This window comes from Sphingobacterium multivorum, assembly GCF_900457465.1.
GTDB classification, from domain to species: domain Bacteria; phylum Bacteroidota; class Bacteroidia; order Sphingobacteriales; family Sphingobacteriaceae; genus Sphingobacterium; species Sphingobacterium multivorum.
In genome coordinates this window covers 634664-656598 of the sequence record NZ_UAUU01000009.1, presented here as the reverse complement: position 1 = coordinate 656598, position 21935 = coordinate 634664, and the positions used below count along the sequence as shown (strand labels likewise).

The window sequence follows — 21935 nt, the reverse complement described above, 5'->3', positions numbered from 1 at the left end:
TATTCCCGTGATGGTTGGCTCTTTGGGCCAGCAATACTTAAACCTATAAATCGACTTTTCATGAGTGATATAAAATTGGCAGAAGCTCCTCCGGGAGTAGAAGGCGCAGGTTTTTTTGCGACAAGTTTGGACAAAGCCATTGGCTTGGCCCGAGCCAACTCGTTATGGCCTTTGCCCTTCGCCACATCCTGCTGTGGTATCGAGTTTATGGCAACGATGGGCTCTACTTACGATTTGGCTAGATTCGGTGCCGAGCGCCCGAGCTTTTCACCGCGTCAGGCAGATATGCTATTGGTAATGGGTACCATTGCTAAGAAAATGGCTCCGGTGTTAAAGCAGGTGTATGTGCAAATGGCCGAGCCGCGCTGGGTAATTGCTGTAGGGGCCTGTGCATCTAGTGGTGGTATTTTCGATACGTATTCTGTCTTACAAGGAATAGATGAAATTATACCGGTTGATGTGTACGTGCCTGGCTGTCCTCCCCGTCCAGAAGCAATTTTGGATGGCGTGTTGCGTCTACAGGATATTGTAAAGAATGAATCATTGAACCGGAGAAATACACCCGAATACAAAGCGCTGCTTGAGAAGTACGGAATACATACAAACAAATAGATGATGGAAAACAGTTTTTTATTGGATAAGCTCCAAGGAAATTTTCCGGCAAAGATTAACGAAATTCAAGATGCACACAATTTATTGACGATTGTCGTGGATACGGAAGATGTGATTGATGTACTTCGTTTCTTGAAATCGAATAAGGAGTTGCAGTTTATTCATCTCACGGATATTACGGCAGTGCATTATCCGCATTTAGAAAAGGAGTTTGCTGTGGTTTATCATATTCATAGTCTCGTTCATAATATCCGAATCCGAGTGAAGGTCTTTTTGTATGGGCCGAATCCTGAGATTCCAACAGCAACCGTCGTTTGGAAAGGCGCGAACTGGATGGAGCGTGAGACTTTTGATTTTTTTGGTGTCAATTTTATAGGGCATCCCGATTTGAGAAGGATTTTGAATGTAGATGATATGGAGGTGTTTCCAATGCGTAAGGGATATCCTTTGGAAGATCCAAATCGCGTAGATAAGAAAGATTTGTATTTCGGCCGTTAATTTATACGATATGAGCGAATTTATAAGCAAGATAACATCTAATCAGCCTGTCTTCGAAGACAACGATCCGCAAGACGAGTTGATTACCCTAAATATTGGTCCCACGCATCCCGCTACGCATGGTGTATTTCAGAACGTGGTACAAATCGATGGCGAGCGTATTGTGAGTGGTGTGTCCACGATCGGTTATATTCACCGCGCATTTGAAAAAATTGCTGAACATCGACCTTTTTATCAAATAACGCCTTTGACTGATCGTCTAAATTATTGCTCGTCTCCAATCAATAATATGGGCTGGCATATGACCGTTGAAAAGTTGCTCAAGATAGAGATTCCTAAGCGGGTGCAATATATGCGTGTTATCGTCATGGAGCTTGCCCGTATTGCGGATCATATTATTTGTAATGGTATTTTGGGGGTAGATACGGGTGCTTTTTCCGGCTTTTTGTATGTGATGCAGGAACGCGAGTTTATCTATGAAATCTTTGAAGAAATCTGTGGCGCTCGTTTGACAACGAACATTGGTCGTATTGGAGGCTTCGAGCGTGATTTCAATGCTATAGCCTTTGAGAAAATACGTGAATTTCTGAAACGCTATCCTCCGGTGTTGCAAGAATTTGAAGAGTTGTTTGTTCGTAACCGCATTTTTATTGAACGAACGTCGGGTGTTGCTGCTGTAACAGCAGAAGATGCCCTGGATTATGGCTGGTCTGGTCCTATTTTACGGGCGACAGGTGTAGATTACGATGTGCGTGTACAGAATCCTTATTGCTCGTATGAAGAATTTGATTTCGATGTGCCTGTTGGCACGACAGGTGATGTATACGATCGTTTCATGGTTCGGAACGCCGAAATGTGGCAATCACTTCGGATTATTGAACAGGCATTAGCGAAAATTGAGAAAGAACCTAAAGGCGTCTTCCATGCGGAGGTTCCTGATTTCTATTTACCTCCGAAAGAACAGGTGTATACCAATATGGAAGCTCTAATTTACCACTTTAAAATCGTCATGGGTGAGGTGGATACACCTAAAGCTGAAGTTTATCATGCGGTCGAAGGGGCAAATGGTGAACTCGGTTTTTATTTGATTCATGATGGTGGACGGTCACCTTATCGTCTTCACTTTAGAAGACCTTCTTTTGTCAATTATCAAATGTTCGCGCCAATGAGTGCAGGAATGCTGATTTCAGATGCCATTATAAATATGAGTAGTCTTAACGTTATAGCCGGAGAATTAGATGCTTAGTGTAAAACAACATAATGAAAACGTAAACTTTTCTCCAGAATTGTTAGCCAAGTTTGGAGAAGTGGTAAGTCGTTACCCCGAAGGAAAGCAAAAATCAGGCTTATTGCCCATTTTACATCTGGTTCAGGCGGAATATGGCTGGGTAAGCGCAGATGCGATGGATAAGGTTGCTGTTTACCTGAATATATTGCCTATTGAGGTGTATGAGGTGGCAACCTTCTATACCATGTTCCTGTTGCAACCTAAAGGAAAATATGTACTGGAGATTTGTCGTACCGGACCTTGTTGTTTGGTCGGTGCAGAGCGTATCATGGGGCATTTAGAGCAAAAGCTCGGCGTAAAGGAAGGTCAGGTCACCGCTGACGGGCTTTTCTCTTGGCGGGGTGTAGAATGTTTGGCCGCCTGTGGTTTTGGACCAGTCTTACAGATCGGCCCTGAATATACATTCTATGAGAATCTGACAGAAGATAAAGTCGACGAATTGATTGATAATTTAAAAGCTAAAACAGAATAATATGGCACGTAAACTTTTGTTGACTCATATCGATGTTCCTGGCATCAATACCTTTGAGGTCTATCGACAAAAAGGTGGTTATGTTGCTGTTGAAAAAGTAGTAAAGACAATGTCTCCTGAGGATGTTGTTGAAGAGGTTAAGAAGTCTGGATTACGTGGACGTGGGGGAGCTGGTTTTCCTACGGGCATGAAATGGTCCTTTTTGGCTAAACCTGAAGGGGTGCCACGCTATTTGGTCTGTAATGCCGACGAGTCTGAACCAGGAACATTCAAAGACCGTTATTTGATGACGCACATCCCACATGCGCTCATTGAGGGAATGATTGTATCCAGCTTCGCCTTAGGAGCTCATACATCGTATATCTATGTGCGTGGAGAGATGATGCCGCAAATCAGAATTCTGGAGCGGGCCATTGCTGAAGCCAAGGAAAAAGGTTTTTTGGGTAAAAATATTTTAGGCTCGGGCTATGATCTGGAGATTTATGTTCAGCCGGGAGGTGGAGCGTATATCTGTGGTGAGGAAACAGCTTTATTAGAATCTTTAGAAGGTAAACGGGGTAATCCGCGTATTAAACCGCCTTTTCCAGCGATAGCAGGTTTATATAACTGCCCGACAGTGGTGAATAATGTGGAGTCTATTGCGACCACAGTGCCCATTATCAATTTGGGCGGTGAAGAATATGCTAAAATCGGCGTGGAGCGTAGTACCGGGACAAAATTAATTTCCGCTAGCGGAAATATTGTAAAACCAGGGGTCTATGAGATCGAACTCGGTCTGCCTGTGGAAGAGTTTATTTACTCGGATGAATATTGTGGTGGTATTGCCAATGGGAAACGAATGAAAGCTGTCGTAGCTGGAGGCTCTTCGGTTCCAATCCTACCCGCTAACTTGATCTTGAAAACTGCGGCAGGAAATAGCCGGTTGATGACTTATGAGTCATTGGCGGATGGTGGTTTCCAAACAGGGACAATGCTCGGGTCGGGTGGTTTCATCGTATTTGATGAGGATCAGTGCGTGGTGCGTAATACCTGGAATTTTGCACGTTTTTATCATCATGAAAGCTGTGGGCAGTGTTCGCCTTGTCGTGAAGGAACAGGTTGGATGGAGAAGGTGCTGCATAAGATCGAGAGCGGTCACGGCTCGATGTCAGACATTGATTTGCTGTGGGATGTGCAGCGAAAAATTGAAGGGAATACAATCTGTCCATTGGGGGATGCTGCGGCATGGCCTGTGGCAGCAGCAATAAGACATTTTAGGGATGAATTTGAATGGCATATCCTTCATCCGGAAGAGTCACAAACACGGAATTATGGACTGGCACATTATGCTGATCCTTTACAACCAATAGTATCATAATAGAAGCTGTAACGATAAATTAATTATATCATGGCAGAAGCGGAAGATGTAAAGTTTAAGGTCACCATCGATGGTATACCGGTAGAGGTTGCTCCTGGGACAAGCATATTAAATGCAGCGAGACAGATCGGTGGAGATATAGTCCCTCCGGCAATGTGTTACTACTCCAAACTGGAGGGAAGTGGCGGTAAATGCCGTACCTGTTTGGTCAAAGTCTCCAAGGGATCTGAAAAAGATCCGAGGCCGATGCCAAAATTGGTGGCTTCTTGTCGTACAACGGTGATGGACGGTATGGAAGTACAAAATATTACTTCGCCAGAGGTGGTGGAAGCAAGAAAAGGTGTTGTTGAAATCTTATTGATTAACCATCCCTTAGATTGTCCAATCTGCGATCAGGCTGGTGAATGTAAATTGCAGGATCTTGGATATGAACACGGTAGTGCTCATACACGCTACGAATTCGATCGACGTACCTTCGAACGCATTGATCTGGGCGATAAGATCCAATTGCATATGAACCGTTGTATCTTATGTTACCGTTGTGTTTATGTCGCAAATCAGTTGACCGACCAGCGTGTACACGGTATCTTAGGACGAGGAGATCACGCCGAGATATCGACTTATATCGAAAATGTAATCGATAACGATTTCTCCGGAAATGTTATTGATGTATGTCCTGTGGGAGCTTTGACAGATAAAACCTTCCGTTTCAAGAATAGGGTATGGTTTACGAAGCCTGTCGATGCACATCGCGATTGTCCGACATGTTCGGGTAAGGTAACCTTATGGTATAAGGGAGAAGAGGTCATTCGGGTAACTGCTCGAAAGGATGAGTTTGGTGAAGTGGAAGAGTTTATCTGTAATACCTGTCGCTTTGATCAGAAAAAAACGAGCAATTGGGTGTTGGAGGAACCAACAGAAATAGACCGACATTCCGTCATTTCTGCCAATCACTACGAGTTATTTAATCCGCCGAAAATTGTTAAGGAGAATCCGATACTACAGGAACAAAATCGCGAACAGTTGGCTAGAACAGAAAAATTGAAATAATCACAAACATGGAGTGGTCTTTTGTCATAGAAAAATTAATACTGGTGTCTATTGTATTCGTTATCACCTTGGTGATCGCGATGTATTCGACACTTGCGGAACGTAAAATTGCAGGCTTTATGCAAGATCGATATGGTCCTGATCGGGCTGGTCTCTTTGGTATCTTGCAACCACTGTGTGATGGTGGTAAATTCTTCTTTAAAGAGGAAATTATCCCGGCAGGCGCACATAAGGTGCTCTTTATTTTGGGGCCTACAATTGCGATTATAACGGCATGTATTAGTTCAGCCGTTATTCCCTGGGGGCAGGAGCTACAGATTGGAGACCGAACGATTTCTTTGCAGGTTGCACAAGGATCAATGTAGGGGTGTTGTATATGTTTGGTGTGATTGCATTAGGTGTATATGGTATCATGTTGGGCGGATGGGCTTCCAATAATAAATTCTCACTTATGGGGGCAATTCGTGCAGCATCACAGAGTATCAGTTATGAGATTGCAATGGGATTATCACTTATTGCGCTATTGATGGTAACTCGCACTTTGACACTCGAAGAAATTGTTGCGCAGCAGTCGGGTTTTGTCAATTGGAATATCTGGGCACAGCCGCTGGGCTTTATCATTTTTATGGTCTGTGCTTTTGCCGAATGTAATCGGGTTCCATTTGATTTGCCGGAATGTGAAACGGAGCTTGTTGGTGGTTACCATACGGAGTACTCCTCCATGAAATTGGGACTCTACATGTTTTCCGAATATATTAACATGTTCGTTTCCTCTGCATTGATGGCATCACTCTATTTTGGCGGATATAATTTCCCTTTTATGAATGATATGGGATTGTCTGCCAATATGGTCACGATCATCGGGGTGGTTGTATTCTTCATTAAAATATTGCTGTTTATCTTTTTCTTTATGTGGGTGCGTTGGACTTTACCACGTTTCCGCTACGATCAATTGATGAATCTAGGCTGGAAGATGTTGATTCCATTGGCTATTGCCAATATTGTACTTACAGGTGTATTTACATTGATTAAAGATACTTATTTCTCATAAGAAAGGACTTTTTATGCAACTAACCAATCGTAAAAAAGTAATTGAACAAAAACCGATGACATTTTCGGAAAGAATCTACTTTCCCGCTATTATCAAAGGTTTACGCATTACATTAAGGCATTTTTTTAAGAAAATTCCAACCATTAAATATCCTGAGGAAATAAGACCTTATTCGAAAAACTTCAGGGGGCAACATTCGCTCAAACGTGATGAGGAAGGGCGTGAGCGGTGTACAGCCTGTGGATTATGTGCTTTGTCCTGCCCTGCAGAGGCGATTACAATGACTGCTTCCGAGCGAAAAAAAGGTGAAGAAAATCTTTACCGCGAGGAAAAGTATGCGTCAGTATATGAAATCAATATGTTGCGATGTATTTTCTGTGGTCTATGTGAAGAGGCCTGTCCGAAAGAAGCGATCTACCTGGATGGACCACATGTGACAGCAGATTATCTCCGTAAGGATTTTATCTATGGAAAAGATAAATTGGTAGAACCAACTTTTGATATTACCAAATTAAAGAGCTAAACCAGGAAATTATGACAGTATTTTATTTTGTAGCCTTCTTGTCTATTTTCTTTGCGCTGCTGACCATTTTTACAAAAAATCCTGTACACAGTGTACTGTATTTGGTCATTACGTTTTTTACGTTTACAATACATTATATTCTTTTGAATGCACAGTTTTTGGCAGTGGTGAATTTCATCGTATATATGGGAGCCATCATGGTTTTGTTTTTATTTGTATTGATGCTGCTCAACCTGAATAAGGATACCGAACCCATGAAATCCAACTTGGTTAAGTTTATGGGTGTTATCGCCGGTTGTTGCCTATTGGTGACTTTCTTCGGTGTATACCGCGTATTTGATATTTCTAATCCCTTGACTGTTGTTAATCCAGAAATCGGGTTGGTTAAGAATCTGGGTAAGGTGTTGTTTAACGAATTTTTGCTTCCTTTCGAATTATCATCATTATTGTTATTGACGGCAATGATTGGAGCAATATTATTAGCTAAGAAAGAACCTAAACAAATCTAATGGAAACAGTTGTTCAACAGTTGCAGGGGGTGCCAATAAATCATTATCTGATTTTTTGTGCGATTATTTTCGTTATTGGTGTTATCGGTGTTCTTATTCGCCGTAACGTCATTATTATTATGATGTCTATTGAGTTGATGCTGAATGCGGTGAATCTTCTTTTAGCTGCTTTTTCAGTGCAGCATGGCGATTCGTCAGGACAGGTCTTTGTCTTCTTTATCATGGCATTGGCGGCGGCAGAAGTTGCCGTTGGCTTGGCGATTATTATTATGGTATATCGGAATACGAAGTCTGTGGATATCGATTCCTTAAATAAACTTCGTTGGTAGAACTTAAGAAATAAATACGATGAGTGAATTAGTTTGGTTGATTCCCCTTTTGCCCTTAATCGGGTTTATAGTGAATGGATTGGGTAGGAATACCTTTTCCAAAGGTATGATAGGCGCTGTTGGCAGCGCTGTTGTGCTTATTTCTTTTGTATGTAGCTGCCTTCTGTTCTCCGAAGTCTACCAAGCGAGACAAGCTGGACAAGCAGGCATCATTGAACAACATGTATTTGATTGGATTGCAGTGGGCAATCTCAAGATAGGTCTGTCCTTTTTGGTAGATCCGTTAAGTGCGATCATGCTCTTAATCGTTACCGGAATTGGTTTCCTTATCCATGTCTATTCCATTGGTTATATGCATCATGATCATGGATTTGGTAAGTTCTTCGCCTATTTGAATCTCTTTATCTTTTTTATGTTGCTATTGGTATTGGGATCCAATTACCTGGTCATGTTCATCGGCTGGGAGGGTGTAGGACTATGTTCCTATTTATTGATTGGCTTTTGGTATAAGAATAGTTCGTATGCGAATGCGGCAAAAAAAGCATTTGTGATGAATAGAATAGGTGATTTGGGCTTTCTGCTTGCGGTATTTTTAATACTAGGAACTTTTGGGTCCTTAGAATTTTCGACTGTATTTCCAGCGGCCAAGAATTTTGCTGTTGGTGATATCACAGTCGTTAGCATTACCATTTTGTTATTTATTGCTGCAACAGGTAAATCGGCGCAGATACCTTTGTTTACCTGGTTGCCGGATGCCATGGCTGGCCCGACCCCCGTGTCGGCCCTGATCCATGCGGCAACGATGGTTACAGCCGGTATTTATATGATTGCACGTTCCAATGTATTGTTTATTCTTTCACCGTTTACGTTGCAGCTCATTTCTGTCATAGCTATCTGTACAGCCCTGTTAGCTGCTGCGATTGCATTGACACAAAATGATATTAAGAAAGTATTGGCTTATTCCACAGTTTCACAATTGGGCTATATGTTTCTTGGCCTAGGTGTCGGAGCATTTACGGGAGCGTTTTTCCATGTATTGACCCATGCCTTTTTCAAGGCGTTACTTTTCCTCGGTGCCGGATCTGTCATACATGGTATGAGTGAAGAACAGGATATGCGTAAAATGGGCGGCTTGAAGAAAGCAATGCCTATTACTTATCTGACGATGTTGATGGGGACAATTGCGATTGCAGGAATTCCACCATTTTCTGGCTTCTTCTCCAAAGATGAAATATTGGCGGGGGCTTTTGCCGCTAGTCCGGTCTTATGGGGTTTAGGTTTTATTGGTGCATTAATGACGGCATTCTATATGTTTAGGATGCTGTTTATGACCTTTTTTGGGACATTCCGTGGTACGGAAGAGCAAAAACATCATTTGCATGAATCTCCAAAGAGTATGACCATGCCACTCATTGTATTGGCTATACTTTCTGTGGTTGGAGGTGTAATCAACTTACCAGCTGTTTTGGGAGGTAATCATTGGCTTGAGGATTTCCTGGCGCCAGTGTTCTCAGATGGAAAAGCGATAATACCTGCAACTCATCATTTGGAACACAGTACTGAATATTTATTAATGGCCGTTTCTGTTGTTGGGGTATTGATTATGGTTGCTTTAGCCTTTAATAAGTATGTTAAACGACAACAGTTACCTGAAGCGGCAGAAGGTACCAGAAGTTTCTTGGCGAATTTATCTTACAATAAGTTTTACGTGGATGAACTTTATGATAGTATCATTGTACGTCCCATCAATTGGCTCTCAGCTTTCTTCGGGAATGTTGTGGATCAACGTGGTATTGATGGCGTTGTTAATGGTGCCGGGAAAGCAACATTTGATACGGGAAAAGTATTGCGTTTGCTCCAGAATGGTAATGTTGGTTTTTATTTATTGATGATGGTAATTGGGGTGATTGCCATTTTCATCTATGGATTGTTGAGTCTTTAATTTTGGTATAATCGATGGATAACTTGTTTTTACTTATTTTATTGCCGTTAATAAGCGCATTGATTCTAACGTTCTTAAAGACCAATGCTGCAAAGTTTATTGCCTTGATTTTATCATTACTGTCTTTGGCTTTGACTATTCCTTTCCTTTGTACTTTTGACGCAAATGCCGGAATGCAATTTGAACAAAATTGGCTATGGATTTCTTCATTGCATATTCATTTTCATATCGGCGTTGATGGAATTAGCTTGCCGTTGATCTTATTGACGAATGGGCTAATGCCTTTAATTATTGCCACAACCTTTAAGAAGGATTATAAAGGAAACTTCTATGCTTTAATGGCTTTTATGCAAACGGGCTTATTGCTCGTATTTATGGCCTTGGATGCCTTTACTTTTTATGTGGGCTGGGAGATTGCCTTGATTCCGATTTATTTTATTTGTGCACTTTGGGGTGAAGGAGATCGTATCCGCGTAAATTTGAAATTCTTTATTTATACTTTCTTGGGTAGCCTTTTGATGTTGATCGGTATTCTTTATCTCTATCAACAAGTGCCCAATCGTGATTTTGAATGGACTTCATTTATTGTATTAGATTTGGGGGAAAACACACAGCGATGGTTATTTTGGGCTTTTTTTGTTGCTTTCGCCATCAAAATACCAATTTTTCCTTTTCATACTTGGCAACCCAATACGTATACAAACGCACCTGCAGCAGGCACGATGTTATTGGCGGGTATCATGCTCAAAATGGGGGTTTATGGTTTAATGCGTTGGCTATTGCCCATCGCACCAGCCGGTGTTGCGCTGTACGGACATTTTGCAATGATCTTATGCGTTATTGGGATCGTCTATGCTTCCATTATTGCAATTAAACAAGATGATGTGAAGCGATTGATCGCCTATTCATCAATAGCTCACGTTGGCTTAATTAGTGCTGGTGTCTTCACATGGAATACGAATGGCCTGAGTGGAGCAACTATTCAAATGTTAAATCACGGTATTTCTGTGATAGGACTTTTTTATGTGTTGGATATTATACAGCAGCGCACACAGACACGTCGTCTTACTGAGCTTGGTGGAATAGCAAGCAAGGCGCCTCGGTTGGCCATCTTCTTTATGATTATTTGTATGGGAGCAGTGGGGTTACCATTAACGAATGGATTTATTGGTGAGTTTTTATTATTGAAAGGCGTTTTTCAATATGGATTTTGGTTTGCTGTTTTTGCGGGTTTAACCTTAATTCTGGGTGCAGTTTATATCCTTAGGCTTTATCAAGGAACGATGCTGGGAGAAACGACCGAAAGAACTATACAATTTGAAGATGTAAAAGGAACGGAACTTATTGTATTGACGGTGGTCTCTGTCTTGATCCTTTATATTGGTATATTCCCTAATTTCCTATTGAACCTTTCTGCAGGTTCTGTGGAAGTTTTAAGTACATTTTTAGGCAGATAATAGATATATTTAATTGTATGGGTGCAATAATTACACTTTCGATATTAGCATTAGTCGTCCTTTACCTTGGCTTATTCAAGATGAAATCTATGCTGCTGCCTGTTTCTATTCTTGGCTTCTTGGTCGCTATTGGTTTCTTATGGAATGACTGGACTTCTACCAGCGGACCTCTCTTTAGTGGGATGGTTCATTTTGATCATTACGCTATTGCTTTCTCGGTCTTATGTATCGCGGTTACCTTGTGTATCTTTGTAATCTCAAAGGGATATTTTGATGAGGAGGGACAAATTGCGGAGTATTACTCGTTATTGATTTTCTCCCTCACAGGTGCTGTTCTTGTGAATAGTTATCATAATTTTTCAATGCTTTTTTTAGGTATTGAAATTATGTCTGTAGCGCTTTATATTTTGGTCGGGATACGTAAAAGAGACAAAGCATCAAATGAAGCTGCATTAAAGTACTTTTTGATGGGGGCTTTCTCTACGGGCTTTCTATTGTTTGGTATTGCCCTTTTGTACGGTGCCACAGGATCATTTGATTTAAGTGAAATCAAAGACTATGTTGTCAATAACCCGCAGGCAATTTCACCGTTGTTTTATGGGGGTATATTGCTTCTCATTGTAGGACTGACGTTCAAAGTGGGCGCTGTTCCCTTTCATTTTTGGACACCAGATGTTTATGATGGGGCTCCGATATTGATTACGAGTTATATGAGCACCGTGGTTAAAGTTGCTTCTTTTGCTGGATTGTTACGTTTATTCAGTTATAGTCTATTGCCTTTACAAGATTTTTGGACGCCGGTTTTCTTAGTGATCGCCATTCTCACCTTATTTGTTGGAAATATTTCTGCATTAATGCAGTCTTCCTTCAAACGTATGCTTGCTTATTCGAGCGTATCGCATGCCGGGTATATGTTATTTGCGATTGTAGCAGTTGGGGCTACCTCGGCTAATAGTATCTTTGCTTATGGCCTTGCCTACTCTCTAGCCACCATTGTTGCTTTTACAGGATTGATCCTAGTCAAGAAAACGACCGGCTCTGAACATTTTGAAGCTTTCAATGGCCTGGGCAAACGAAATCCTTTGCTAGCATTTGCCATCACGATAGCAATGCTTTCTCTTGCGGGTATACCACTGACAGCTGGATTTATCGGTAAGTTTATGATGTTTTCTTCTGTTATGGAAAATTATCATATTGTTTTGCTTGTATTGGCTGTAATCAATGCAGGAATTGCAGTGTATTACTACTTGAAGGTTGTTGTTGCGATGTACTTTAGAGACAGTGACGAATCCTGTGTCAATGTACAGTGGAATTATTCATTTGTGTTATTCCTTGCCGTAGCGCTTACAATCTTAATTGGGGTATATCCAGACTGCCTTTTAAAATTAATATAAAGTTTCTGTTAAAATGCTTGTTGTTTATTAGAGCATGGCGATTTCGCTGTGCTTTTTTTATTTTTATTGGTATAACTCTTGCATACAAATTGTATATTGTAAAAAAGAAATCCTATCAAATTGCAGATGGCGTTTAAAGTGTGTGTTAAATCTTTTTCGATTCGTGTTTTAAGTGTGTTACTATTCTTCTGTATGGGTGGAAAAGTAATTGCACAGGACTTTATTCGTGGAAAGGTCATTGATGCAAAAACAGGCAAGGGTATTTCAAGGGTTTCAATTAACTGGCTTGATGGAGATAGCGGTGGTAGCAGCGATACCCTTGGGTTTTTTAAGATTCTGGATATCAAGAAATACAGACAGCTTGTCTTTGGAGCGGTGGGGTATGAGCGGCGTACGGTGGATGTTCGTCGTTTACAGGATTCAATGCTGACCGTGCACTTAATTGCCTCAAATAACACATTAGAGGAGGTCGTGGTTAATCGAAAAAACAAAAAAACCAAAGATCCTGCTATAGCACTGATTGAACAGGTTATTGCACATCGACCACAAAATCATTACACCCGCATACCTGAAATTCGTTTTGATGAGTATGAAAAGACACAGTTTGGTTTTGTCAATCCTGAAGATAAAGCGAAGAAATTTCCGAAACCATTCCGATTCCTCTTTGAAAATATAGATTCTACCGCTTTTCGGGGGCAAACCATTGCACCCTTTTATTTGGAAGAAAACTATGCAAATGTCTATTCATCCCATAATCCAGATCGTAGTAAGAAGATTGTCATCAGCCACAACCAGACCGAATTAAATCCACGCTTTTTTAACAATGACAATTGGCAGACGCGGTTTCAAACGATACTCCGTGATGTTGATCTCTATGATAATACAATTCAGATCACAAACAAAGGAGTCTTGAGCCCAATTGCTGCAGGTGCTACAGCGTTTTATAGGTACAAAATTCAAGATACGGTCAAGATCGAAGGCAAGGATTATATTGAGCTCCATTTTGAAGGTAAATCGGCTATTGATCTGCTCTTCTACGGTGATCTTCTGATCTCAGATGATACAAGGTATGCTGTTCATAGCGCAACTTTGAATATCGGACGTTCTGCAAATATCAATTGGATCAATGACGTGCAAATAGATCTCAGCTATAGTGAATTTAAAAATGGTAGCATGCTCCCTGTTCGTGCAGATCTAAAAATGTTATTTGGTGGGAGCAAGTCAGATGTATTGTATGGACGTAGGGAAACCCAATACTTGGGACATCGCACAGATTCTATTTCGAATGAGAATTTTGCTGGTGTACCAGTTGAAAAGAGGTATCTCCTCCCGTCCGCACCGAAGGTACCCATTGTAGGGGTTAGACCAACTCCGTTAAGCCATGCTGAATTAGGAGCCTATCAAAAGGTTGATTCGGTACAGAATATGCGTTCTTTTAATCAGTTGGTCGCATTGGGTTATTTGTTAGCAAAGGGATATTATAATGCCGGGAAAGTTGAATTTGGTCCACTGGAATATCTTTATAGCCGCAATAATTACGAGGGGAATCGTGTGCGCCTGAGTGGTCGGACGACGCGTTTATTTTCGGAAAAAGCCTACATTGAAGGATACACAGCCTATGGCGATAAGGACAAAGAGCTAAAGTACTACCTGAGTACGGCATTTACTTTAAATGGAGAACGTATTGTTCAGTTTCCGGCAAATTATTTACGCTTTACAGTACAGCATGACGTCATGGAACCGGGGCGAGGTTTGGGTTTTTTAAAAGGGGATGGTTTCTTCCGTTCTTTTGGGAAAAACAGGCCTAATAAATGGCAATTTAATGATATCTATCGTATCGATCATCTGATCGAATTTGGGAACCATGTTAGCGTAGGAACGGCGTTTACGCATACCCGCAGACAACCGCGCGCTGACTTGTTTTATATTAATAGCCTACCTTTACCTGATACTGTCCGACAAGTCAATACAAATGACCTACAGCTGATTTTACGTTGGGCTCCGAATGAAGAATTTACTTATCATAATCTCGACAGAGGAACCGTAGAAAACAAATATCCCATTTTTACCCTGCAATATAATAAAGGACTGAAAGGATTTTGGGGCGCAGACTATAGTTATGATGCATTACGCTTTAGCATTTTCAAACGACTATTTTTATCCCCAGCGGGGCAGGCGGATTTTGAGTTTTCAGGAGGAAGAATTTGGGGGAAACATCTGCCTTATACCTTACTGGAACTCCCTGATGTCAATAGAGATAAGCAGGGACCGTTGGTGAATTTTGACTTGATGGCTACCTCGGAATTTGTTTCAGACCAGTTTTTGAAACTGACCTATTACCACAACTGGAATGGTTTCTTTTTCAATAGAATTCCGTTGTTCAGGCGGTTAAAATGGCGTGAAGTGACGGGATTTAAGGCTTTTTATGGAAAGTTAAGCGATGCCAACAACCCCTTTGTAACGCCCGAAAATATTCAGTTTGAAGCGGACAAAAATGGTATTATCCAAACAAAAGCAGTGCGTAACAAACCGTATGTAGAAGGGCTAGTGGGGGTGGATAATATCTTTAAATTGATTAGATTAGAGTATAAAAAGAGATTAAGCTATAGTGGTGGTGAAGGCATACCTTCTGATACCTTTACAGCATCCTTACATTTTAATTTTTAGCAATTATGGTCCAATATTCAAATTTAAATTATGTGATTAAAGATAGCATCGGCTATGTTATCATTAATCGCGAACCCCAGCTGAATGCGTTGAATCAGGAAACCCTTGACGAATTGCAAGATATCTTCATGCATTTCAATGCCGATGACCACGTAAGAGGTATTATCCTGACAGGCGCTGGGCTTAAAGCATTCGCTGCAGGGGCAGACATTAAGGAATTTATGGATTTATCTGTAATTCAAGCACGGTGGCTCAGTGAACGAGGACATATTATTTTTTCGGACCTTATTGAAGGTTCTCCGAAGCCAGTTATTGCTGCAATAAATGGGTATGCTTTAGGCGGAGGGCTGGAGATGGCTTTAGCCTGCCATATTCGTATAGCGTCTGACAATGCAAAAATGGGACTGCCGGAGGTTTCTTTGGGACTGATTCCGGGTTATGGTGGTACGCAGCGTTTACCCAAGTTGATCGGAAAAGGACAGGCTATGCAAATGATTTTAACGGGTGATATGATTGACGCGCAGCGAGCCTATGAACTAGGATTGGTCAATGAGGTGATCGCACAGGATAAACTAATTGCCCGTGCGGAGGAAATACTCCATAAGATATTTACGCGCTCTCGCGTTGCAGTGGCAAATGCTATTACTGCTATTAACGCTGCTGAAGATAAACAACAAAACGGGAGTAAGGTGGAAATGGATGCTTTCGGACATCTGTTCGGAACAGAAGATTTCAAAGAAGGTGTTTCCGCATTTTTAGCGAAAAGGACACCCAATTTTGAATAATGCCGCTGTAATTCGTGAAACGCCATACGCCGTGTATTGTCAGGTTTGAGTATCGATGAAGAGGTAAAATAAGACCAAGAAAGGAGGTTCGGATTGAGCGCCAATCGTTTTGCGGCATTGGTTAAGATGGCTCATGAATCTGAATCAGAAAGCTTTAACCGACATTATTTTTGATATTTTTTGCGATATTCCTGTGGCGACATTTTCATTTCCCGTGTAAACGCTTTTGAAAAATGAAAGGGGTCATAAAAATGGAGTTTGAATGCGATTTCTTTAATCTTAAGTAGGGTAAATTGCAGATAGGAGCAAGCCCTTTGCATACGGAGTTGATTGTAATACACCATGGGTGGGTAAGATGTTTTCTGCTTGAACAAGTTAATAAGATGTGACTTGGAATAGTTGAAATGTGCTGAAATATCATCCAAGTTGATATTGTTTTCCAGATTGTCTTTCATAAATATAATGATGTCCTGTATGATATTATCTACTTGAATTCGGTTACCTTCTCTAAACTGAGCCTGATATTGAATGGACGCTAAAAAATATTGAAAGCAAAAACTCGTATACTCCAAATTTTCTGGACTATACCCCATTTCCAGGTTTTTGTAGATGCTCTCGAAGAGCTGGATGCGGTTGGCATGTTTGTTTGAATCCGCGTCATCTATATGAATCACTTCGCCCATGATATGTTGAAAAAGAACTGCATCTGTGCCGTCGAAATGAATCCAATAGATGCTCCAGGGGTCATTTGATTTTGCGCCATAGCAATGAGCGCTATCTCTCGGGATAATGTATATATCGTTTCTTTTAAGGTTGTGCGTTGTTTTATCCTGTTTTATCCAACCGCTTCCTTCTTCGCAATAAATCAGAATATATTCCTTACATCCTTCTTGACGATCACGGTAGTGTTTTTTAGCATTGGGATAATAGCCGATATGTGTGATGTGTAATTTTGATGTGATGTTGTTGCTTGTCAGGTAATTGCATACGGCATAGGGAAGGACAATCGCCTTTTCTCCTTTGAATCCTTCAGCGATGACATCTTGGTTTTGTTTCATAAATCGGGCTTATTTTTGGTTATTCGTATAAAAATAGTAATATTTTACATGTTTATCGTGTTCACTTACATGATTCTCCCCAAGTATTCCATTAATTTTACCTAAGTAAATCTAAATATGTAAACTCTTATGCAAAAGACTGCGACGACCTATCTGCTATTGATCACTTTTGTGGCTGCTATCGGTGGATTTCTATTTGGGTATGATTGGGTAGTTATTGGTGGTGCAAAGCCATTTTACGAGGCTTATTTTCATTTGGAGTCCGATCCTGCATTGCAGGGCTGGGCCATGTCTTCGGCGATTGTGGGAAGCTTCGTTGGTGTACTACTCTCGGGGGGATTGGCCGATCGCTATGGCAGAAAACCGCTGATTTATACTGCTGCAATTTTATTTATAATGTCTGCAGTGGGAACCGGTATGGCGTCCGAACTGGACACTTTTATTATCTATCGGATTTTGGGCGGGATAGGTATTGGTGTAGCCTCCAATTTGGCACCGATGTATATTGCTGAGATCGCCCCCGCAGAAAGTCGAGGGAAATTTGTATCGATCAATCAGTTGACCATTGTACTGGGCATCCTTGCAGCACAAGTGGTCAATTGGCTCATTGCAAAGCCGGTTTTAGGCGGAGAATCTATGCTAGAAACCTGGAATGCGCAAGAGGGGTGGAGATGGATGTTTTGGGCAGGAGCGATCCCGGCGGTTATTTTTTTATTGCTACTTTTCCTGATTCCTGAAAGTCCGCGCTGGTTATATACAAAAGGGAAGCACGAACAGGCAAAACGTGTGTTTTTACGCATGGGTGGAGAGGAGTATGCAGCAGAAAATATACGTTCTATTGCCGAGGCGGCTGAACTAAGTCAGGCTAAATCCCGAAAGAGAAATTTATTTCAGGGGAAGCTGCTACGGTTGTTGTTGCTAGGAAGCTTTATTGCGGTTTTTCAGCAATGGTGTGGGATTAATGTTATTTTTAATTATGCCCAGGAAATCTTTACAGCTGCTGGATATACGGTTTCGGGGATGCTTTTCAATATTATTATCACTGGCGTGATCAATGTCATTTTTACATTCATTGGCATGTATCTGGTTGATCGAATTGGTCGTCGCGCATTGATGCTTTTCGGATCAGCAGGCCTTTTTGTGATTTATATTGCCTTAGGAGCATGTTATTATTTCAATTGCAGGGGCATTTTTGTGCTTCTCCTTGTACTGGCCGGAATTGCGGTATATGCGATGACCTTGGCTCCTGTAACTTGGGTAATTATCGCCGAAATATTCCCTACCGCTGTAAGGGCGCAGGCCATGGCGATTGCAACATCGTTATTATGGATTGCATGTTTTGTGCTCACCTATACGTTTCCTTTACTGAATCAAAACCTGGGAGCAGCTGGTACATTCTGGCTGTATGGTGGAGTCTGTTTTATCGGTTGTCTGTTTCTATGGAGCCGATTGAAAGAGACCAAAGGAAAAAGCTTAGAAGAAATTGAACAGGAACTGGAAGGATAATTGGCACCCGGATAATCAACTGAATCAACTCGACCTATATAAACCTATTAGCGTATTAAGAAAATGACAGAATTGATTCGTTACCTCATAAAATCAACAGTGGATCAAAAAGGGATCGTAAAAGCATGGGAGGAGCAAGTTGCTATTCCAACATACGAGATTGGAACGATGGAGAAGAATCCCATATTTGCAGAAAAACGCGTATATCAAGGTAGCTCAGGGGTAGTATATCCCTATCCAATCATAGAGAAAATTAGCGATCAGAAGCGAAACAAGATCTATCAGGCGCTATTTCTTGAAAATGAATATATCAAGGTGATGATTCTTCCAGCCTTAGGTGGGCGGGTTCATATGGCTTATGATAAAGTCAGAGAACGGCATTTTGTATACTATAACGAAGTGATCAAGCCGGCTCTGGTAGGGCTTACTGGCCCTTGGATTTCGGGAGGGATTGAATTTAATTGGCCACAGCATCATCGACCGACTACTTTTATGCCAACAGAGCATTTAATCGAACACAATAGCGACGGAAGCATTACGGTTTGGTGCAACGAAATCGAACGTATGTTTCGGATGAAGGCCATGCAGGGATTTACTTTGCATCCCGATAAAGCATATCTAGAAATTAAGGTTCAGGTATATAATCGGACAGCATTGCCACAAACCTTTCTGTGGTGGGCCAATCCGGCTGTTGTTGTGAATGATGACTATTTTTCCGTCTTCCCTCCCGATGTCAATGCCGTTTTTGATCATGGAAAGCGAGAGGTTTCCTCTTTTCCGATTGCTACGGGGACCTACTACAAGTACGACTACTCAGCTGGTGTTGATATAGCACAATACAAGAATATTCCTGTTCCGACATCCTATATGGCCATTCAATCGAAATACAATTTCGTTGGCGGCTATGAGGCCGGTGAGACCAATGCGGGGATGTTGCATGTGGCCGATCATCACATTTCACCCGGGAAAAAACAGTGGACCTGGGGAAATGGTGATTTTGGTGTCGCCTGGGATAGAAATTTGACCGATGAAAATGGACCGTACATTGAATTGATGGCCGGTGTATATACCGATAATCAGCCTGATTTTGCTTGGTTACAACCTTATGAAGTGAAATCCTGGTCTCAGTATTTTATGCCTTACGCAGAAGTCGGACAGGTGAAAAATGCAACAAAAGGTGTGGTGCTCAATATGGAGGTTAGGGAGCAGACCGCTCGCATTGTCTTATATACAACGGGGACGTATGAAGGTATACGTATTTTGTTACGCAATACGGCAGGTAAAATCTATTTGGACGAACAAACGGACTGTTCTCCTCGGAATATTTATACCCAAAGTGTTGCTGGATTGGACAGTGATCCAACCGAACTCCTATTGACTGTGTACGATAAAAATAACCATGAAATATTGTTCTACCAGCAAGAGGAGGCAAAGGATGCTAAAGACATACCCAAACCAGCACAGGCAGCATTGCTACCCGAAGATATTCGTTCTATCGAAGAATTGTTTTTGACGGGACAGCATTTGGAACAGTACCGACATGCAACTTATAATCCATTGGATTATTATAAGGAAGCGCTGCGACGTGAACCGAACGATATCCGATGTAATAATGCAATGGGTGTTTTCTTGTTGCGAAGCGGTAAGATAAAGGAGTCTATTCCTTATTTTGAGACCGCTATCGCACGCGCTACGGAGCGTAATCCCAATCCTTATGATGGAGAACCTTATTACAACCTAGGTGTAGCTCTGCAACTATCTGGGGATTTGAATGGAGCTTATTCAGCTTTCTACAAAGCAACATGGAATGCAGCCTGGAAGGACTCTGGCTATTTTGGTTTGGCACAAATTGATGCAAAGAGAGGCGATTGGAAAGCTGCTTTGGAAAAAATAGATCACTCATTGAGCCGAAACTGGTATCACCACAAAGGACGACAGCTGAAGGCCTCTATTTTAAGAAAACTTGGGGTAAAAGATGCCGCTTTAGCATTTATTCAGGAATCAATGGAATTGGATCCCTTTAATATGGGCTGTCGATTCGAATGGTACCTGTTAAATAAAGAAGAATCCATTTTTTCTCCTATTCTCGATTTAGCGCGTGTAAATATTCATAGTGTGATGGAGTACGCATTGGATTTTGCGCATGCCGGTCTGTATGAAGAAGCATCGTTACTGCTGGAAAAAACCATTGAAGACGTAAGCTTAGTATACCCTATGGTATATTATACACTAGGTTATTTTGCGACCCAGTTAGGCTTGCGCGACAGGGCAAAGAGTTACTGTGATCAGGCCATGACTATGGATCCTACCTATTGTTTTCCAAATCGTTTGGAAGAGATTGCAATTCTCCGACATGCCATCGGTTTAAATAGTGCTGACGCAAAAGCCTCGTATTATTTGGGCAATCTTTGGTATGGAAAAAGACAGCATCAGGATGCGGCAGACTGTTGGGAGCATGCGATCCAATTGGATGGAGAGTTTCCTACCGTTTTTCGCAATTTGGCTTTAGCTTATTATAATCGGATAGGTAAGAAGAAGGAAGCCGTGACTTTATTGGAGCAGGCATTTTCATTGGATGAAACTGATGCACGTTTACTCATGGAGCTTCATCAGCTTTACAAAAAGGAGGGCCGTCCTTACAAAGAGAGGTTGGCGTTACTCGATCGATATCCAAATTTGGTGACGCTTAGAGATGATCTATTCTTGGAGCGGATCACCCTGTTTAATCTGTTGGGCGAATACGAGCGCGCGAAAACGTTGCTTGCTTCCCGGCAGTTTAAGCCCTGGGAAGGAGGAGAAGGTAAGGTCTCTCGTCAATACACGATATGTCAGCTGGAATTGGCCAAAAAATCGATATTGCAAAATGAACCGCAGCAGGCGCTTTCCTTGCTAGAGGCAATTGATTATTATCCACATAATCTTGGTGAAGGTAAGCTGATTACCATGGAGCAAAACGACATTCACTATTATAAAGGGCTTGTCTATCGTTTATTGGGTCGGGAAGAAGAAGCTAAGGTTTATTTCTATAAAGCAACAGAAGGTGCTGATGAACCCCAGCAAGCCCTTTTCTATAATGATCCACAACCAGATAAGATATTCTATCAAGGTTTAGCCTGGCATGAGCTTGGTGATCCAGGGCGAGCTGAGCAACGTTTTCAATGTTTAATAGATCATGGAAAGTTATTTATTGACAAGCCCTTTAAAATAGATTATTTTGCAGTTTCCTTACCTGATATGGATATTTGGGAGGAAAATCTGGATGATAAGAATAAAATACATTGTCTGTATGTCATGGGATTGGGGTATTTGGGGAATGGGGATCGTGCTCTGGCAATGGATTATTTTGCACAAGTTCGGCAGTTGGATCCCAATCACCAGGGGAGCCAGGCTATCATGCATTCTTTCTTAGGTGAAACTTCTTTAAAGAATTAATTTCG

General features: G+C 41.4%; 17 protein-coding genes and 1 pseudogene. 17 read left to right on the top strand and 1 reads right to left on the bottom strand.

What is annotated here, in order from left to right:
* Positions 1 to 60: 60 nt before the first annotated feature.
* The 15 genes and pseudogenes from DTA23_RS14350 to DTA23_RS14280 all read left to right on the top strand — a co-directional run bounded on the left by DTA23_RS14350 (position 61) and on the right by DTA23_RS14280 (position 15934).
* A complete protein-coding gene (locus DTA23_RS14350) occupies positions 61 to 612 on the top strand; it encodes an NADH-quinone oxidoreductase subunit B (RefSeq protein WP_075990308.1) in 552 nt (183 codons plus the stop codon).
* Complete coding sequence (locus tag DTA23_RS14345) at positions 613 to 1110, top strand: NADH-quinone oxidoreductase subunit C (RefSeq protein WP_239468777.1); 498 nt, start codon at positions 613 to 615, stop codon at positions 1108 to 1110.
* A 10-nt stretch (positions 1111 to 1120) separates the two neighbouring features.
* Positions 1121 to 2356 carry an NADH-quinone oxidoreductase subunit D gene (locus DTA23_RS14340; protein WP_075990306.1) on the top strand — a complete coding sequence of 412 codons (1236 nt, stop codon included), beginning with the start codon at positions 1121 to 1123 and terminating at the stop codon, positions 2354 to 2356.
* A complete protein-coding gene (locus DTA23_RS14335) occupies positions 2349 to 2870 on the top strand; it encodes an NADH-quinone oxidoreductase subunit NuoE family protein (protein ID WP_112375107.1) in 522 nt (173 codons plus the stop codon). Before DTA23_RS14340 ends, DTA23_RS14335 begins: the two co-directional genes overlap by 8 nt.
* A 1-nt stretch (position 2871) precedes the next feature.
* Positions 2872 to 4227, top strand: a complete 1356-nt coding sequence (gene nuoF, locus DTA23_RS14330) for an NADH-quinone oxidoreductase subunit NuoF (protein ID WP_070560976.1) — start codon at positions 2872 to 2874, stop codon at positions 4225 to 4227.
* 30 nt (positions 4228 to 4257) lie between these two features.
* Positions 4258 to 5277, top strand: coding sequence for an NADH-quinone oxidoreductase subunit G (locus tag DTA23_RS14325; RefSeq protein ID WP_112375106.1), 1020 nt, complete (start codon positions 4258 to 4260; stop codon positions 5275 to 5277).
* Between the two features lie 8 nt (positions 5278 to 5285).
* Positions 5286 to 6328, top strand: a pseudogene (gene nuoH / locus DTA23_RS14320) (NADH-quinone oxidoreductase subunit NuoH).
* A gap of 13 nt (positions 6329 to 6341) precedes the next feature.
* On the top strand, positions 6342 to 6851 hold the full coding sequence (locus DTA23_RS14315; RefSeq protein ID WP_112375105.1) for a NuoI/complex I 23 kDa subunit family protein: 510 nt from the start codon (positions 6342 to 6344) through the stop codon (positions 6849 to 6851).
* Between the two features lie 11 nt (positions 6852 to 6862).
* Complete coding sequence (locus DTA23_RS14310) at positions 6863 to 7360, top strand: NADH-quinone oxidoreductase subunit J family protein (protein ID WP_046673083.1); 498 nt, start codon at positions 6863 to 6865, stop codon at positions 7358 to 7360.
* Positions 7360 to 7689 carry an NADH-quinone oxidoreductase subunit NuoK gene (gene nuoK, locus DTA23_RS14305; protein ID WP_046673084.1) on the top strand — a complete coding sequence of 110 codons (330 nt, stop codon included), beginning with the start codon at positions 7360 to 7362 and terminating at the stop codon, positions 7687 to 7689. The genes DTA23_RS14310 and nuoK overlap by 1 nt, the downstream gene beginning before the upstream one ends.
* A 19-nt stretch (positions 7690 to 7708) precedes the next feature.
* A complete protein-coding gene (gene nuoL / locus DTA23_RS14300; RefSeq protein ID WP_112375104.1) occupies positions 7709 to 9631 on the top strand; it encodes an NADH-quinone oxidoreductase subunit L in 1923 nt (640 codons plus the stop codon).
* Between the two features lie 14 nt (positions 9632 to 9645).
* On the top strand, positions 9646 to 11088 hold the full coding sequence (locus DTA23_RS14295) for a complex I subunit 4 family protein (protein WP_112375103.1): 1443 nt from the start codon (positions 9646 to 9648) through the stop codon (positions 11086 to 11088).
* 17 nt (positions 11089 to 11105) lie between these two features.
* Positions 11106 to 12482, top strand: coding sequence for an NADH-quinone oxidoreductase subunit N (locus DTA23_RS14290; RefSeq protein WP_112375102.1), 1377 nt, complete (start codon positions 11106 to 11108; stop codon positions 12480 to 12482).
* A 192-nt stretch (positions 12483 to 12674) separates the two neighbouring features.
* Positions 12675 to 15149 carry a DUF5686 family protein gene (locus DTA23_RS14285; RefSeq protein WP_172462422.1) on the top strand — a complete coding sequence of 825 codons (2475 nt, stop codon included), beginning with the start codon at positions 12675 to 12677 and terminating at the stop codon, positions 15147 to 15149.
* Between the two features lie 32 nt (positions 15150 to 15181).
* Positions 15182 to 15934, top strand: coding sequence for an enoyl-CoA hydratase/isomerase family protein (locus DTA23_RS14280; RefSeq protein WP_312129259.1), 753 nt, complete (start codon positions 15182 to 15184; stop codon positions 15932 to 15934).
* 164 nt (positions 15935 to 16098) lie between these two features.
* On the opposite strand, the gene DTA23_RS14275 is transcribed toward DTA23_RS14280, so the two are convergent.
* Positions 16099 to 16992, bottom strand: a complete 894-nt coding sequence (locus tag DTA23_RS14275; RefSeq protein WP_112375100.1) for an AraC family transcriptional regulator — start codon at positions 16990 to 16992, stop codon at positions 16099 to 16101.
* A gap of 129 nt (positions 16993 to 17121) precedes the next feature.
* Here DTA23_RS14275 and DTA23_RS14270 point away from each other — a divergent pair, with 129 nt between their 5' ends.
* On the top strand, positions 17122 to 18498 hold the full coding sequence (locus tag DTA23_RS14270) for a sugar porter family MFS transporter (protein ID WP_112375099.1): 1377 nt from the start codon (positions 17122 to 17124) through the stop codon (positions 18496 to 18498).
* 63 nt (positions 18499 to 18561) lie between these two features.
* Positions 18562 to 21930: a tetratricopeptide repeat protein gene (locus DTA23_RS14265; protein WP_112375098.1), complete on the top strand. Its 3369-nt coding sequence runs from the start codon at positions 18562 to 18564 to the stop codon at positions 21928 to 21930.
* Positions 21931 to 21935 lie beyond the last annotated feature (5 nt).

Coding starts and splice junctions, on each gene's coding strand:
- DTA23_RS14270 (WP_112375099.1), top strand. CDS start 17,122: ATGCAAAAGACTGCGACGACCTATCTGCTATTGATCACTTTTGTGGCT.
- DTA23_RS14275 (WP_112375100.1), bottom strand. CDS start 16,992: ATGAAACAAAACCAAGATGTCATCGCTGAAGGATTCAAAGGAGAAAAG.
- DTA23_RS14325 (WP_112375106.1), top strand. CDS start 4,258: ATGGCAGAAGCGGAAGATGTAAAGTTTAAGGTCACCATCGATGGTATA.
- DTA23_RS14350 (WP_075990308.1), top strand. CDS start 61: ATGAGTGATATAAAATTGGCAGAAGCTCCTCCGGGAGTAGAAGGCGCA.
- DTA23_RS14335 (WP_112375107.1), top strand. CDS start 2,349: ATGCTTAGTGTAAAACAACATAATGAAAACGTAAACTTTTCTCCAGAA.
- DTA23_RS14295 (WP_112375103.1), top strand. CDS start 9,646: ATGGATAACTTGTTTTTACTTATTTTATTGCCGTTAATAAGCGCATTG.
- DTA23_RS14285 (WP_172462422.1), top strand. CDS start 12,675: ATGGGTGGAAAAGTAATTGCACAGGACTTTATTCGTGGAAAGGTCATT.
- nuoF (WP_070560976.1), top strand. CDS start 2,872: ATGGCACGTAAACTTTTGTTGACTCATATCGATGTTCCTGGCATCAAT.
- DTA23_RS14310 (WP_046673083.1), top strand. CDS start 6,863: ATGACAGTATTTTATTTTGTAGCCTTCTTGTCTATTTTCTTTGCGCTG.
- DTA23_RS14345 (WP_239468777.1), top strand. CDS start 613: ATGATGGAAAACAGTTTTTTATTGGATAAGCTCCAAGGAAATTTTCCG.
- DTA23_RS14290 (WP_112375102.1), top strand. CDS start 11,106: ATGGGTGCAATAATTACACTTTCGATATTAGCATTAGTCGTCCTTTAC.
- DTA23_RS14265 (WP_112375098.1), top strand. CDS start 18,562: ATGACAGAATTGATTCGTTACCTCATAAAATCAACAGTGGATCAAAAA.
- nuoK (WP_046673084.1), top strand. CDS start 7,360: ATGGAAACAGTTGTTCAACAGTTGCAGGGGGTGCCAATAAATCATTAT.
- nuoL (WP_112375104.1), top strand. CDS start 7,709: ATGAGTGAATTAGTTTGGTTGATTCCCCTTTTGCCCTTAATCGGGTTT.
- DTA23_RS14315 (WP_112375105.1), top strand. CDS start 6,342: ATGCAACTAACCAATCGTAAAAAAGTAATTGAACAAAAACCGATGACA.
- DTA23_RS14340 (WP_075990306.1), top strand. CDS start 1,121: ATGAGCGAATTTATAAGCAAGATAACATCTAATCAGCCTGTCTTCGAA.